This window comes from Chitinophaga varians, assembly GCF_012641275.1.
Taxonomy (GTDB): domain Bacteria; phylum Bacteroidota; class Bacteroidia; order Chitinophagales; family Chitinophagaceae; genus Chitinophaga; species Chitinophaga varians_A.
This window is the reverse complement of record NZ_JABAIA010000001.1, coordinates 3,001,727-3,016,865: the sequence shown is the minus strand read 5'-3', so window position 1 is coordinate 3,016,865 and position 15,139 is coordinate 3,001,727. Positions and strand designations below refer to the sequence as shown.

Genomic DNA, 15,139 nt, shown 5'->3' with positions numbered 1-15,139 from the left:
TTTAAATAACCTAATATTTCAATATCAAAATCAGAGAATGATATTATTTACCGGCTGGTTTTCTTGGACCGCCGCCGCCAGCGTTGGAGGGACGACGTTGTCCGCCACCCTGGCCACCGCCACGGTTACCACCGCCGCGATTAGCGCCGCCGCCCTGGCCGCCACGGTTGCCACCCTGGCCACCGCCACGGTTACCACCAGCGCCCGGACCACGACCACCGCCCTGGCCTTGAGGTTTACGACCTCTTTCGCGGTCTTCGCCACCTTCCACGTCAAATCTGCGGGCTTTGTCGTCTGCTTCTTCTTCCTCTTCTACTTCTTCAGATTTTTCAGTAGCTCTTTCAGACAGGCCTTCTGCGATAGCAGCGCAGATGTAGCTGGTGATGATAGCGATAGATTTAGTAGCATCGTCGTTCGCAGGGATAGCGAAGTCAACTTTGCTGGGATCGGAGTTGGTATCTACCATACCGAAGGTAACAATGCCCAGGCGTTTTGCTTCCGCCAGTGCAATATGTTCGTGGCTGATATCCACCATGAACAGAGCGGCTGGAACACGTGCCAGTTGGGCAATACCACCCAGCACTTTTTCCATTTTCTCTTTATCACGGCTTAAAGTCAGACGTTCTTTTTTGGTGATGTTGTCGAAAGTTCCGTCCTGCAGCATTTTTTCAATGCTCTGCATTTTCTTCACGCTCTTACGGATAGTAGAGAAGTTGGTGAGCATACCACCTAACCACCTTTCAGTAACGTAAGGCATGTTGATGTTACGCGCAGCATCTGCTACGATTTCTTTCGCTTGCTTTTTAGTAGCAACGAACATGATCTTTTTACCGCTTTTAGCGATGGATTTCAGGGCAGCTGCTGCTTCCTGTAAGCCTTCTACGGTTTTGTTCAGATCAATGATATGAATACCTTTCTTTTCTGCGAAAATATAAGGCAGCATTTTAGGATTCCATTTCTTCTTCAGGTGACCGAAGTGAACACCTGCCTCCAGTAACTGCTGCTGCAATGAGGTATTATTTTCCATGTTTATATTGCTCAATTAAAAGGATCAAATAATGTTTAGCGATAATGGCTAAGTACTCAAAATTAGCGTTTAGAGAACTGGAAGCTTCTTCTTGCTTTCGCTTTACCTGGTTTCTTACGTTCTACGCTTCTCGGGTCACGTTTCAGCAGACCGGCTGCTTTCAGTGCGGGACGGAACTCGATGTTCACTTCGCACAGTGCACGTGCAATACCCAGTTTAATCGCTTCTGCCTGTCCTTTGATACCACCACCCTGTGCATTGATCTTCACGTCAAATTTATCCAGCGCGTCGATAGTTTTGAAGGGTAATTCAACCTGGTTTTGCAGGTAGATCAGAGAAAAGTAGTTTTTATAATCCTTGTCGTTTACGGTAATGGCACCGGTACCCTTTGCGATATACACACGGGCAACAGCTTCTTTACGACGACCTATTGTATTTTTTTGCTTTTCCATGTATCAGAGAAAAATTAGAAAGTTAATGGTTTTGGTTTCTGCGCTGCATGAGGATGTTCTGCACCTGCGTATACAAACAGTTTTTTGTACATTTTACGACCGAGACGGTTTTTAGGCAACATACCTTTGATAGCCTTCTCAATCATAACCTCAGGACGGCGACGGATCAGGTCCTTTGCCAGTTCAACTCTCTGACCACCTGGGTAACCAGTGTAGTGCATGTATTCTTTTTCCGCCATTTTATTGCCGGTCAAAGCGATTTTTTCCGCATTGATCACGATGATAAAATCACCACAATCAGTATGAGGCGTATAGTAAGGCTTGTTCTTACCTCTCAGGATAGCTGCCATTTTCGCACAAACTCGTCCGAGAGTCAGGTTGGTAGCGTCTACTATATGCCACTCACGCTTTACGTAAGCGTCGTTAGCCGATTTAGTTTTAAAGCTTAATGTGTTCATTGTTGTATACGATAAAAATTACGTCTTGTAAACAATTCCCCCTGTAACGGGGAGTGCAAAGGTACATTCACTATTCTGAATAACCATACATTTTACGTGATTTTTTGTAAGACACCTTTGCAATTGATTGATTTTCAATAAAAAATTTGAATAAAAGTTATTAACACCTATTAAAAACGCCTGCCGCGGGGACATTACGGACGCCGCCATACCAACAGCCCTCTCCCCCATCCTTTTGCCGGGTTACCAGACAGAAACCTGTCCTCTAAATATTTATGTAGATACATTGTTTATATATCAAATAATAAACATTCAACAGGAGGCGAGACATAAAAAAGAGCTTCCCTTCCGGAAAGCCCTTTTAATATTTTCAGCTATTAGAATAAAGTTATCGCCGGTCCCGCGCACCCATATATATTAAAATATACTGGAACAGGGTGGCCAGAGAGGCCAGTGCCGCCACCACATAGGTCATAGCCGCCCACCAAAGGGCATTTTTAGCCTTATCATGCTCCTGCGGGCGCATTACCTGGCTACGGTCCAGCCACGCCAGCGCACGGCGGGAAGCGTCAAATTCCACCGGCAGCGTAATCAGGGCAAACACAGTGGTGATACCGAATAACACAATCCCCGCCAGCAACAGCTGCGGAAATACATTAATCAGCAGGATACCGCCCAGCAGCACCCACTGTACCAGCGAAGCGCTGAACTGTACGGCCGGCACCAACCGGGACCGCAGGCCCAGCCAGGGATAAGCCGCCGCATGCTGTACCGCGTGCCCGCACTCGTGCGCCGCCACGGCCGCAGCAGCCACATTGGCCCCTGCGTATACGTCGGGGCTCAGGTTGACCGTCTTATTCGCCGGATTATAGTGATCTGATAAAAAACCGTCTACAGACAGTACCTGAACATCATAGATGTTGTTGTCCCTCAGCATTTTCTCTGCAATCTGCCTGCCGGTAAACCCGGATGAGGTCGGCACCTCACTGTAGGCCCGGAACTTACTTTTTAATACATAACTGACAAGAAAGCTGATCCCCACAAAAATCAGCGAAACAAACATGATTCCTGGTGTCATACTCATACTTTTGATGCTTCTGAACGCACAAATTTCTGTCCAGATGCCCCGTTTTAAGTTTTATTTAAGAGTTTTCCTGCCAACCCTGCCTTTTACCTTTCATACAGAAATTTAACACTGTCATTTTGTCTTTTTTGAAGAAAATCACCTGAAATTACGGCCGGTTTGGCAGAAGTCGCCGATGATCTTATGATATTTTTTTCATATGCAAAAATCATCAACATCAATCCTATTTATCAACATTTTACGAGTTGCCAATGAAAGTAATATTGGACAATTTATGGCCTGAAACAGGCATTGGCAGCCACTTTCTTACATTACGAAAATCAATCAAAAGTTATTCACATCAATCAAATAAACTTTTTTATTCTGAAGCCATTTTGTAATTTAGACCTGAATTTAATGGGTTAGTAAGTAGAAAGAGTCAACGGAATCTTCCGTTTGGCTCTTTTCTCTTTTAAAGACATGATTACCCCCTTTTTTAACCCTTCACGTTAACATTTCACCCCTGTTTTTTCTAAAACAACTTACTTTGTAACATCCTGTTTCAAAAAAATTATGAGTAAAATAAGAACCGCTTTTTTTTGCCAGCAATGTGGATACGAATCTGCAAAATGGAATGGTAAATGTCCCAGTTGCGGACAATGGAACACCTTCGTGGAGGAAAGAGTACAGAAAGATATTCCCGGCAAACAACACGACTGGAAAAATAACGATACCGGCAATGTCCGGCACCAGAAAATCATTAATCTGGCTGAAGTAGTCACCAACGAAGAGAAACGCCTGCTGACACCAGACAATGAACTGAATCGTGTACTCGGAGGCGGTATAGTGGCCGGCTCACTGGTACTGGTAGGCGGTGAGCCTGGTATCGGAAAATCCACGCTCTTCCTGCAAAATGCACTACAGCTGAAACAAATAAAAACACTTTATATCAGCGGGGAAGAAAGCGAGCAACAAATAAAAATGCGGGCCGACCGCATCAAAAGCACCAATGATCAGTTCTATCTTCTTACGGAAACGTCTACACAAACTATCTTCTCTGAAATAAAAAAACTGCAGCCGCAACTTGTGATAGTGGATTCCATCCAAACACTGCACACTCCCCTGATTGAATCAGCACCCGGCAGCGTTTCACAGATCAGGGAAACAACTGCTGAATTGCAGCGCTTCGCCAAGGAAAGCAACACACCGGTTTTCCTGATCGGACATATTACCAAAGACGGCTCCATCGCCGGACCGAAAGTACTGGAACATATGGTGGACACCGTACTTCAGTTTGAAGGCGACCAACACTATGCCTACCGCATACTGCGCACCATTAAAAACAGGTTTGGCTCCACTGCTGAACTGGGTATTTATGAGATGACCGGCACCGGTCTCCGGCAAGTGACCAACCCTTCAGAAATACTGATCTCCCAACGCGACGACCTGTTGAGCGGTGTGGCCATCAGCGCCACCATGGAAGGTCTCCGGCCACTGTTGGTAGAAGTGCAGGCGCTTGTTACCCAGTCGGTATACGGCACACCGCAACGTACCGCCACCGGCTTCGACCTGCGCAGGTTACAACTGCTGCTGGCAGTACTGGAAAAACGCGGCGGCTTCCACTTCGGCGTAAAAGATGTTTTCCTCAATATCGCCGGCGGTATCCGCGTGGAAGACCCGGCCATCGATCTGGCAGTGCTTTGCGCATTGCTTTCTTCTTATGAAGACAATGCTATTGCCAATAAAATATGTTTCGCCGGAGAAGTAGGCCTGAGCGGTGAAATCAGGGCTGTCAACCGTATTGAACAACGTATTGCGGAAGCGGAAAAACTTGGTTTTCATAAAATATTCATCTCCCGTTATAACAAAAAAGGAATAGATCTCACTAAATTCAATATAGAAGTAGTGCCGGTAGGAAGAGTGGAAGAAGTATACCAACAATTATTCTGACACCTTTATATAAGGCTCATGTTTACCCGTTTGTTATCCCCATTGGTCAACTTGTTTTATCCGCATTGCTGTGAAATTTGCGGACAGGAACTGTTTTCAGCAAATGACCTGTTGTGCCTGCACTGCCAGGACTGCCTGCCGTTAACAGGTTTTCACCATCATGCAGACAATCCTGTGGCGAATATTTTCCGTGGGCGCATGCCCGTCACTTATGCAACCGCTGTCTATTATTATAGTCAGGCTTCAGGGTTACAGCGGCTTGTGCACCAGTTTAAATATCACCAGCGAAAAGATATTGCGGACTGGCTGGGAAAACAGGCCGGTCATGTGTTACAGACCGGTGGATGGGCCGCCACGGCAGACTGCCTGGTGCCAATGCCATTGTATCACCGCAAGGAGAAAGAACGCGGCTACAACCAGGCCGCACTGCTGGCTACGGCCATCGGCGCAATGATGGACAAGCCCGTGCTTTTGCAGGCGCTGCAACGGGTGCAGTACACAGATACCCAAACACGGAAGAGCCGTATCAGTCGCTGGGAAAACGTAAAGACCGTATTTAAAGCAAACCCAGCATTACTAACGGGAAAGCACGTACTCCTGATAGACGACGTGATCACCACCGGCGCCACCACGGAGGCTGCCGGACAGGCGCTGCTGGAAGCCGGCGCCACAGTGGGTGTTTGTTGTCTCGCCTGGGCCTCCGGCTAACAAAAAGTTAATTCTTTTTCTTCCCGGGGATGTGTATCTTTACACCGTAAAGTCCGCTGCAGGCTGACTAATTAACCACCGATCAATCCCTCTAAAAAATATTTTTATGTTGAGACTGGCCATACTTTCGGTCCTTCTGCTATTTGCAGGTCCGCGCATCTATGACTTCAAGGTAGATGCAGTAGACGGGGGTAAAATTGAATTCTCCCGTTTTAAGGGTAAAAAAATAATGATTGTCAACACTGCTTCTCTCTGTGGTAATACGCCACAATATGCAGGTTTGGAGAAAATATATCAGAAGTACCAGGACAAACTCGTAATCGTAGGTTTCCCGGCGAATAACTTCGGCTCACAGGAGCCCGGCACCAATGCAGAAATCAAAAGCTTCTGCACCAAACAGTATGCTGTTACCTTTCCCATGGCCGCCAAAATATCAGTAAAGGGAGATGATATCCACCCACTGTATAAATGGCTGCTGGACGAAAGTAAAGCCAAACACCTGGAGCCGGCAGACGTTAAGTGGAACTTCCAGAAATATTTGCTGGATGAAAAAGGGAATCTCATTGCTGTGTTTTCACCCAAAACACAACCGGATGCGCCAGAAGTGATTGCTGCCATTGAAAAGTAGCATTGCTTCACACCTTTTGCCAACTTAGTGTAATAAAATACTGCACGCCTGCGTATATACGTTAGCGTGCCTGAGAACATTACAACAAGTGGATACATAATACAGATGAAATACCATTCCGAACACCGTAGTAAAACCGTGGTCCCGGTTTTAACGGCTATCCTGTTATGCATGGCAGCCTGCCAGCACAGCATCGATACGCCCATTTTATCATGCCCCGAAATGACGATGACAGGTACCGTTCAGAACACCACTCGTACCCTGAACCTCTCCACCAGCACATTGTTCAGGCAGCAGTTGGACAGTGGCGGCGTTAAATTTCTGAGCATGGAGGCTGTCTCAGACAGTTTTAAGTTCGTGCTTAACCTGATGGACGGTCCTTATTCAGATCCTGCCATCAGCAACGACAGCCTCAAACTGAAAACATATGTATACTCCAAATCCCGCAGGTTGCAGGGAGGACTGGTAGTGGCGGCAATGAACAATGTTGGAGACTACACGTATCTGAACACCGATACTTCTGCCATCACCCTTACTTTTATTAATACCAAACTAAAAAAAGTAAGCGGCACCTACTATTTCGAGGCGGAAGGCCGCAAGATTACCGGCTCCGGCACGTTCCAGAATGCTTGTTATGTGACGTTACCCTAAGTGAGGATTAGCCCCTTTTCAGTATCTTGCACCCATGCTTTTTTCGGAGATCATAGGACAAGCAGCAGCACAACAGCAGCTGATACAATCGATACAACAGAACCGCCTCAGTCACGCGATGATACTACTGGCTCCCGAAGGGGCCGGCGGGTTGCCCCTGGGACTGGCTTTCACACAATACCTGGTATGTGAGAACAAGCAGGCACATGACGCCTGTGGCCAGTGCCCGTCCTGTCTGAAAGCGGCGCAGCATATCCATCCTGATATTCACTACTCCTATCCGGTGATACCCCGAAAACCCGGTGACAAGCCGGTGAGCACGGATTATATTTCCGAATGGCGGGAGTTTGTGACCACCAATCCGTATGGCAATGCATATGACTGGCTGCAGTTTATCGGCGCGGAAAACAAGCAGGGCAATATCACTGCCAATGAGTGCTCGGACATTATCCGTAAGCTGAACCTGAAAAGTTTTGAAAGCGGTTATAAAATCCTGCTGATGTGGATGCCGGAATACCTGGGCAACGAAGGTAACCGGCTGCTGAAGCTGATAGAGGAACCTCCGGCCAATACCCTGTTTATCCTGATTGCAGAAAACCAGGAACAGATCCTGGCCACGATCCTGTCACGCACCCACCTGATAAAAATAAATCCGCTCTCCCGGGAAAACATGGAAAAAGCCCTGACTGAGCGGGCGAAGGTACCGGCTGCCAAGGCCCGGCAGATTGCCACCATTGCGGCAGGCAACTACCGGGAGGCTATCTTTTTACTCCAGCACTCCGATGACGACTACCATGAACTGCTGCGTAACTGGCTCAATTACCTGTTCACCGGTAACCGTGTAGCCCTGCAGGAATGGATAGAAGGTATTTCCAGCGCCAAAACCGGCCGTGAAAACCAGAAGCAGTTTCTGCGGTATTTCATCAACCTGCTGGAACATACCGTCCGCCTTCAGTATATAGACAAGGCGCAGCTGGCTTTTTCAGACGAGGAAGTGGATTTTGCCACCAAACTGGCTAAACTGGCCAATCTGGAACAAACCAGGCAGATTGCTGATGTATTAGACAACGCGTATTATCACATTGAACGCAATGCTAATGCAAAAATGCTATTTCATGCATTGTCTATCAAGCTACAATATATATTTAAAAAGAAACCTCTACCTGTTCTGTAATAACCGGAAAGCCGCTCCCCTCTTGTCATGGCATTTCCTTACCTTTGTCATCTCCCGTCCTTTTTGTTTTTCTGAAGGGAAAAATGTATTTTAAAGGATTGGAGTAACCTGAAATGCTTATTTATAAAATTTAAACTATTTATTAATATGGCTTGTGCCGGATGTGGTACGGGTGTGGAAGGAAAGCCGTCAGGATGTAAGAGTAATGGAGGATGCAGTACGGGAGGTTGTAACCGACTGAATGTATTTGACTGGCTGTCCAATATTCCGCTTGGCGATAGCTTAGCACCATTCGATATTATAGAAGTTAGTTTCAACAACGGGAGCCGTAAGGACTTCTTCCGCAATGTTACCAGGCAGCACCTTGACAAGGGTGAGATGGTAACCGTAGAAGGTGTCAGTGGTTTCGATGTTGGCACAGTGAGCCTCACGGGCGAGCTGGTAAAACTTCAGATGAAGAAAAGACGTGCTGAAGACACCCCCGAGATCAAAAAAGTATTACGTCGTTCCAGCAATGACGACCTGCAAAGGATGGCCGATAACAAGGCCCGCGAAAAAGATGCCCTGATAAAATCCAGGGCCATCGCCCGTAACCTGGGCCTCGAAATGAAACTGGCAGAAGTAGAAATACAGGCCGATGGCCGTAAAGCCACTTTTTTCTACACCGCAGACGACCGTGTCGATTTCCGTGAGCTGATCAAGGTATATGCCTCTGAATTCCGCGCCAAGGTGGAAATGCGCCAGATCGGCGCCCGCCAGGAAGCCGGAAAAGTAGGTGGCATCGGTAGCTGCGGACGCGAGCTCTGCTGCTCAACCTGGTTGTCTGACTTTAAAAGTGTCAACACCACGGCTGCCCGGTATCAGAACCTGTCCATCAACCAGGCTAAACTGTCCGGACAATGCGGCCGCCTGAAATGCTGCCTCAACTACGAACTGGACACCTATCTCGATGCGCTGAAAGAATTCCCCGACGATGCTGATACCATCGAAACCGCAGGCGGCGTTGCCAACCTGCAGAAACGGGACATCTTCAAAAGCCTCATGTGGTATTCCTACGAAGGCAGCAACAAACAATATCCGCTCACCATCACCAGGGTAAAAGAAATCCGCCAGCTCAACCGGCAGGGCGTGAAACCTGAAGAACTGAAAGCGGTGGAAGTAGTGACGGCCAAACCTAAGGAAACCGACCTCGGTTTCGCTGACGTGGTAGGCCAGATCAGCCTCAAATCGCTGGAAAAAACAGTCCAGAAACGTAAGCAGAAGGACAAAGACCGCCAGAAACAGCAAAAAGCCGGAGAACAACAGCCGAAGCAGGGCGGACAACCCAAAAACGAACCGAAACAGGAACAAAAGTCAGCCCAACAGCGGCATGAACGCCACGAACGCCATCATCCTGACCGTAACAGGAGCAAACAGGAAACACGCGGCGGCGGCGGCAATCAGCAACGCCAGGGACAAGGCCAGCAAGGCGGACAACCCAGACAAGGCCGTGAACAACAACCCCGGCAGGAACAGGGACAAAAGCCACCGCAAAACCAGGGAAACCAACAGGGACAAGGAGGCGGACAACCTAAACAGGACCGTCGCCCCCCAAGGCACAAACCCAGGCCCAAACCGGATAACAATAACAAAGGATAAAAAAAAGACAACCGTAACGGTTGTCTTTTTTTTGCTTAATTAAGTAGATATATAAAACTAAAAGGCCGCCCAGATGAGGCAGCCTTTGTTAACAATTGGTTTTTGCTTATGAGAAAAACTTAATAATATTTTGATCATTCTCTCCTCACCAATTCAACAACACGGCTACCTGTGGCCTACTTCGCCTACGACTCGTTTTCAAACATCAGCTTATAGTAGTGCAGGTTTGTGGCTTCATCATATCCACGCTCAATCATTTCGCGGTTACCATGAATATACACATGGAAATTGCGGTCCAGTTTCAGTATGCTCTTAAAAACCTTTTGTTGTTTTTTTACTGCCGGGGCCGAAATATCAAATTCATCAGGGATCTCCTGTTGATACGCTTGCTGGTACTCGTTCCTGAATTCCTTAAATGATGCAATCGCGTCCGGATGGCCTAATACTTCCTGTGCAAAATCTTCCAGCTGGAACTGTTCTTTTTCCTTAAAATATGCAGCTGATTTATTTAATAAATCTACCTGATCTACACGGTCCATCTCATATTCGGTTGGCAGCTTGTTGTGAATAAACTGTTTACACATATTCACAGCAGTCTCCGTCTGATGGTAGCTGTCTTCACGGCGCTGCACCTGTAAAAACGCGTCTTTCCAATAAACTGCTTCTGTTTGTTTGCCGGTACTGTCAACTACGCTGACTTTAAAACCGTTATCCTCTTCTGTATTAAATATCAGACAACCTTTGTCAAGTTTATTTATATTAATACCATCTTCATAGTCCACCTGATAATTCTCATCAGACAAAAACACTTTCAGATAGGTATCCCGGTTTTCCGATTTAAATATGCCTATGGCCGCAACTTCTTCACCATCCACCTGACATTTGCTAAAGTACGCTATATAAAGCTCTCCGCCTTTCACTTTGGGATGGGTGGAATGTTTATATAGATGTTTGGCTATATTAACAGACTGCTCTTGAAATTCATTCTCGTCAGTAAATATACGGCGACAATATTGAAATATTTCATTCAATTGTAAATCTGCCTCATGATAAAAGCGGAAAAATTCCGCTGAATTCGCAAACGGCTGTATAAAATAGGTACACAGCAGCTGGGCAATCGTCTCACCTTCCAGCTTCAATGGCGCCTTTGAAAAAAGAAGCGGCTCATCATTAGCGGAGTTGCCTACCTTATGAATCGTAAGCTGAGCAAGGTCTTTGAATTCCGAAACATGAATCATGGGCGCAAAATTAAGAAATAAGTTGACAGTCCCGCTCGACGATAGCCCCCACCCCTGTCGCTGCCCTTTCCCGTATGCAGATCTCCGTTAAAAAATCGGTAATTCTTGAGTAACTTAACCCTTCAAATATTCTAGCTCATGAAAAGACATCTCTCTCTGATGGCGCTGATGGCCTGCCATGGCCTTTCCACGTTAGCCCAACATACTGACCGCCCGCTTTATCAGGCCCGGGACCTTACCGCCGAAAATATGTTCTCCGTTAACATTGAAGGCCCCAACTTCGATAAAGCCGGTAATTTCTATGTGGTCAACTTCCAGCGGGACGGCACTGTGGGCAAGATCAACACCAAAACAGGCGCAGGGGAAATATTCGTGAGCCTGCCCGACAGCAGTGTAGGCAATAGTGTCAACTTCAACAGCAAAGGAGATATGTTTCTCCCCGACTTCAAAGGACATAACGTGTTACGGGTAGACATGAAAACCCGCAAAATCAGCGCATACGTGCATTCCAGCCAGTTTAACCAGCCCAATGACCTCTGCATCAATAAAAAGGATCAGATCTTCGCTTCAGATCCTGCCTGGGCCTCCAGTGGCGGCCAGATCTGGCGCATAGACCCCAACCGCAAGGCCGTACTGCTGGAAACCGGCATGGGCACTACAAATGGCATTGAACTGAGCCCGGATGAAAAAACACTTTACGTCAACGAAAGTGTCCAACGCAAAGTCTGGAAATATGATGTGGACAAAAACGGCAACATCTCCAACAAAACACTTTTCACCTCTTTCCCTGACTTTGGCCTCGATGGCATGAAATGCGACAAAGCTGGTAACCTGCATATAGCCCGCTGGGGCAAAGGCGTGATTGCTGTCTTCTCCCCCAAAGGAGAACTTATCCGCGAAGTTCCTCTCAAAGGCAAAAACTGCAGCAACCTTATCTTCGGTGATAAAGACGGTAAAACAGTATATGTTACCCTACAGGACCGTAAGTGCGTGGAAACCTTCCGCACAGATATTCCCGGGAAACGTTATTAATACTATCAATCAAAGCAAAGGCCCATTGACCAATGTCAATGGGCCTTTGCTTTGATTATATATATCCGGCTAACGCACAATCAGCAGCCAGCCTTTGTTTTTAGCGACGGGTATCTGCGCGTCTTTGGCAAACGTACGGCCCTGCTGGAAATTACGTACGTCCGGCGCCGTGATCACCGCCTTTGCAGGATCTATGCCCAGTGCTTTCCAATCGATATTCAACTGTACCGTGGTATCTTCTTTGGCCCAGCTGGCAAGCGATATCAATACCGCACCGTCTTTCCTGTAGATGGTTGCCGGCACCAGCGGGTTATTGGTTTTAACCGGGTTATTGTCTACCCAGTAACCAATCATTTTAGTGCCCTGCATACCGAAATCATCCCACACTTTCCAGATAGGCCGCGGATCTGCATTGTCAGACCATGGCATACGGCTGGTCATGCCATATACCATGCCCCTCCACGGATTACCGCCGTCCTGCAACATCTCACCCATAAGGCCGAAAGGAATGCCGCTCACTTCTGTGAGGAAGAAATCAGGGCTGTTGTTTTCATAATCAAAATACTCTCCAAACCAAAGCCTGTTCAGGTAAGGGAAATGTTCCATATAGAGCATGCCGCTGTTGATAAAGCCATCTGATTTATTATACTGATTGGCAGAATGCAGGTCTATAATACCCGGATGACCGTCCTGAGTGAGCACTCTTTTAATACGTTTCATTGTCACCCGGTCGAAGGCCACATCATCGAGGTAGATGCCGTCGATGCCCACGTTTTGCACCAGCCAGTTCATACCTTCCACATAGTAGTTGTGCCAGCGGTTCATGCCACTGTTGATAATAGCGGCGTCTTTAAACTCAGGAACAAACCACGCCGCGATATAGTCACTGTCGATGTGTTCCTGCAGCCAGGAGAAACCGCCGCCTTTGCCGGGGCTATACACCTCGTGGCCCAGGCTGCGCAGCGGGAAGGTTTCCCAGGCATGGTTGGACAGCTCGCGTACGGTGTTATATATCTTAACTTTCAGTCCTTTCTGATGGGCCGCATCAATATAATCCTTCATCTTCTTCCATTCAATGAACGGATAGTTGATCCATGGATTGATATCATTGCCATGGTGGATGTTGACCACAGTAGCGCCGGTAGCTTTGATGCTGTCCAGGTTATTGTATTTATGATAGAAACGGGTGCTCCACTGGAAGTCTGTGTTTACAGGATGGAATGGCGTGATGATCAGGTGGAAATTAAAATACAACGTATCTCCCTTATGCAGCGTACGTTCACCACTATACGCATTTACCAGGATAGCTTTCCCTTTTTCTCCGATCGTGATACCGCCTTTTTCTCCATTGCCCCATGAAACAGGTAACAGTAGCGGCTTCTGGAGATAAAAATTGGTATTCAGCGGCCGTACATAGTGTTCATCGCGAAGCGTAAACTGCAAGCCGGCATTAACATCGCCGAGCCAGGCGCCATCCTGGTTTTTATGTTGCACGTCCCACTTCCAGTCTATTTTTTCAGGGCGCAGGCCTCCTTTCTGATTGAGCCCTATCATGTATTTGGCCGCTCCTTTTTCGAAAGGCAGGTGAAGGGTGATATCTTTCAGGGAAACGTCTTCCAGGGCGGTCACTTTCACGGTATAGTCCATATAGCCGTCAAATTCAAGTGCTGCCAGCACGTCCATTTGCAGGCCGGAAGTGGTATTGGTGGCTTTCCAGCTGATTTTGCCGGCTTCACGGCCGGTAATCTGCCAGCCATTGTTTTTCCATTTCAGGTCTTTGCCATCTGCCGCCGCGATGAAGTGGAAGTGTACGGGTTCAGTAAAGATATTCTTCGCCTGGTTGGACAGTGATGTCATTTCAGGGGTGAAGAAGGTCTGTATCTGTGCAGGGAAACCATCTTTATGGATACCTACCTTACGGCCCAGGAGGCTGATGACACTGTCTTTCATCTCCAGCGGCGTATAGGGCGCTATGACCGCATTATCCTGTGCCAGCGTGGAGTTGAGCCATTTCAGGCGGGTTTGTTTCCATGGTTCGTTAAACCCGCTGTTGACGGCCGTTTTACCGGTCACGGTGAGTGTCAGTCTCACCGGCATGGCAGGCATGCCTTCCGGGTGAATGGTGACGATGCCCTTATATACGCCCGGAGCGGCATCTGCCGGCACATCGATACCGCACCACATGGCCTGCACCGTGCCTTCCGGCACGTTGACAGCAGCGGTAAAAGGCTGCGCGTCGTAGGTGGTCCCATGAGTATTAATGCAATGCAGCTGAGACGCGGGAATCGTTTTTCCGTCTGTCGTCTTAAGATCGTTGAAGCTGACCTGTACCTGCTTCAGCGCATGGAGGGCGTAGATGCCCAGCTGGAAAGCGTAGTACTCTCCTTTGTCGGCCTGACCGGCAAAGGACTGTGAAGGTCCTTGCTGTATCCAGCGTTGCGGCAGGTCGCGGGTCATGCGGACAGGAAAAGTGCGGTCTTCGGGGAATACGAGGTAACCGGCGCCGGGGTGACGCAGCAGCAGCTGTTTCATTTCAGCAGCGGTAGCTATCACTTCCATCGGATAAAATGTGTTGAAGGTATCGATGGCTTCCAGCTCTTTTACCGTTGTATTGGGCCTGGGCGGTACAGCGATTGTTTTCGCCCAGCTATTGCTGCCGGCGGGTTCCGCTGGCAGGTATACCCCTTTCGGGTAATTGGCCCTTCCTTCGTTTTTATAAGGGAGATAATAGATATAATAGGTCCCTTTGCCGGACACCGGATCAAAGACGATGTCCCCTTGTTCGCGGTTGATGGACACGGGAAAGACGTTACTGACCGGCTGTTTGGTCTGCGCGTCCTGCACAATGATACGCTTTAGTTCCGGGTGCTGGTCACGGCGGCGCCACGGAATAACTACGCGGGCCGGTCCGGCGGTACCGTTGAAAGTCACTACTGCCCGGTGGTTACCGAGAGAATCGGCATCCCAGTTATTGTTGCCGGCGGTGTACTTTATCTGCTGGGCGTTAACCGCGCCGAGGAAAGTAAAGGTAAAACCTGCCAGCATCAAGCCTTTCCGCACGAGGCGGTCATGGTGGTTAGATTGATACATCAATAATTATTTTACATTTTTCATATGGTC

13 protein-coding genes are annotated in these 15,139 nt (G+C 47.9%); 7 read left to right on the top strand and 6 right to left on the bottom strand.

Annotated elements, in window-relative coordinates:
- Positions 1 to 43 precede the first annotated feature (43 nt).
- The 4 genes from rpsB to HGH92_RS12295 all read right to left on the bottom strand — a co-directional run bounded on the left by rpsB (position 44) and on the right by HGH92_RS12295 (position 3,015).
- Entirely contained in the window at positions 44 to 1,027 is a 984-nt protein-coding gene (rpsB, locus tag HGH92_RS12310; RefSeq protein WP_168871009.1) for a 30S ribosomal protein S2, read from the bottom strand.
- Positions 1,028 to 1,089: 62 nt separating this feature from the next.
- On the bottom strand, positions 1,090 to 1,479 hold the full coding sequence (rpsI, locus tag HGH92_RS12305; protein WP_168871008.1) for a 30S ribosomal protein S9: 390 nt from the start codon (positions 1,477 to 1,479) through the stop codon (positions 1,090 to 1,092).
- Between the two features lie 14 nt (positions 1,480 to 1,493).
- Positions 1,494 to 1,937, bottom strand: a complete 444-nt coding sequence (gene rplM, locus HGH92_RS12300) for a 50S ribosomal protein L13 (protein WP_168871007.1) — start codon at positions 1,935 to 1,937, stop codon at positions 1,494 to 1,496.
- A 388-nt stretch (positions 1,938 to 2,325) separates the two neighbouring features.
- Positions 2,326 to 3,015: a zinc metallopeptidase gene (locus HGH92_RS12295; RefSeq protein ID WP_168871006.1), complete on the bottom strand. Its 690-nt coding sequence runs from the start codon at positions 3,013 to 3,015 to the stop codon at positions 2,326 to 2,328.
- Between the two features lie 558 nt (positions 3,016 to 3,573).
- Between HGH92_RS12295 and radA the strand changes: the two genes are divergently transcribed.
- The 6 genes from radA (at position 3,574) to HGH92_RS12265 (ending at position 9,749) form a co-directional block, all read left to right on the top strand.
- Positions 3,574 to 4,950: a DNA repair protein RadA gene (gene radA / locus HGH92_RS12290; RefSeq protein ID WP_168871005.1), complete on the top strand. Its 1,377-nt coding sequence runs from the start codon at positions 3,574 to 3,576 to the stop codon at positions 4,948 to 4,950.
- Between the two features lie 18 nt (positions 4,951 to 4,968).
- The gene (locus tag HGH92_RS12285; protein WP_168871004.1) at positions 4,969 to 5,658 is read left to right on the top strand and encodes a ComF family protein; all 690 of its coding nucleotides are present in this window, start codon (positions 4,969 to 4,971) and stop codon (positions 5,656 to 5,658) included.
- A gap of 106 nt (positions 5,659 to 5,764) precedes the next feature.
- Positions 5,765 to 6,286: a glutathione peroxidase gene (locus HGH92_RS12280; protein ID WP_168871003.1), complete on the top strand. Its 522-nt coding sequence runs from the start codon at positions 5,765 to 5,767 to the stop codon at positions 6,284 to 6,286.
- A gap of 105 nt (positions 6,287 to 6,391) precedes the next feature.
- Complete coding sequence (locus HGH92_RS12275) at positions 6,392 to 6,937, top strand: hypothetical protein (protein ID WP_168871002.1); 546 nt, start codon at positions 6,392 to 6,394, stop codon at positions 6,935 to 6,937.
- 34 nt (positions 6,938 to 6,971) lie between these two features.
- Entirely contained in the window at positions 6,972 to 8,111 is a 1,140-nt protein-coding gene (locus HGH92_RS12270; protein WP_168871001.1) for an ATP-binding protein, read from the top strand.
- 147 nt (positions 8,112 to 8,258) lie between these two features.
- Entirely contained in the window at positions 8,259 to 9,749 is a 1,491-nt protein-coding gene (locus HGH92_RS12265; RefSeq protein ID WP_168871000.1) for a stage 0 sporulation family protein, read from the top strand.
- Between the two features lie 185 nt (positions 9,750 to 9,934).
- Here HGH92_RS12265 and HGH92_RS12260 read toward each other — a convergent pair whose 3' ends face one another.
- Positions 9,935 to 10,987: a nucleoid-associated protein gene (locus HGH92_RS12260; RefSeq protein ID WP_168870999.1), complete on the bottom strand. Its 1,053-nt coding sequence runs from the start codon at positions 10,985 to 10,987 to the stop codon at positions 9,935 to 9,937.
- 138 nt (positions 10,988 to 11,125) lie between these two features.
- Here HGH92_RS12260 and HGH92_RS12255 point away from each other — a divergent pair, with 138 nt between their 5' ends.
- A complete protein-coding gene (locus HGH92_RS12255; protein WP_168870998.1) occupies positions 11,126 to 12,019 on the top strand; it encodes an SMP-30/gluconolactonase/LRE family protein in 894 nt (297 codons plus the stop codon).
- Positions 12,020 to 12,088: 69 nt separating this feature from the next.
- Here HGH92_RS12255 and HGH92_RS12250 read toward each other — a convergent pair whose 3' ends face one another.
- The gene (locus HGH92_RS12250) at positions 12,089 to 15,109 is read right to left on the bottom strand and encodes a glycoside hydrolase domain-containing protein (RefSeq protein WP_247654873.1); all 3,021 of its coding nucleotides are present in this window, start codon (positions 15,107 to 15,109) and stop codon (positions 12,089 to 12,091) included.
- Positions 15,110 to 15,139 lie beyond the last annotated feature (30 nt).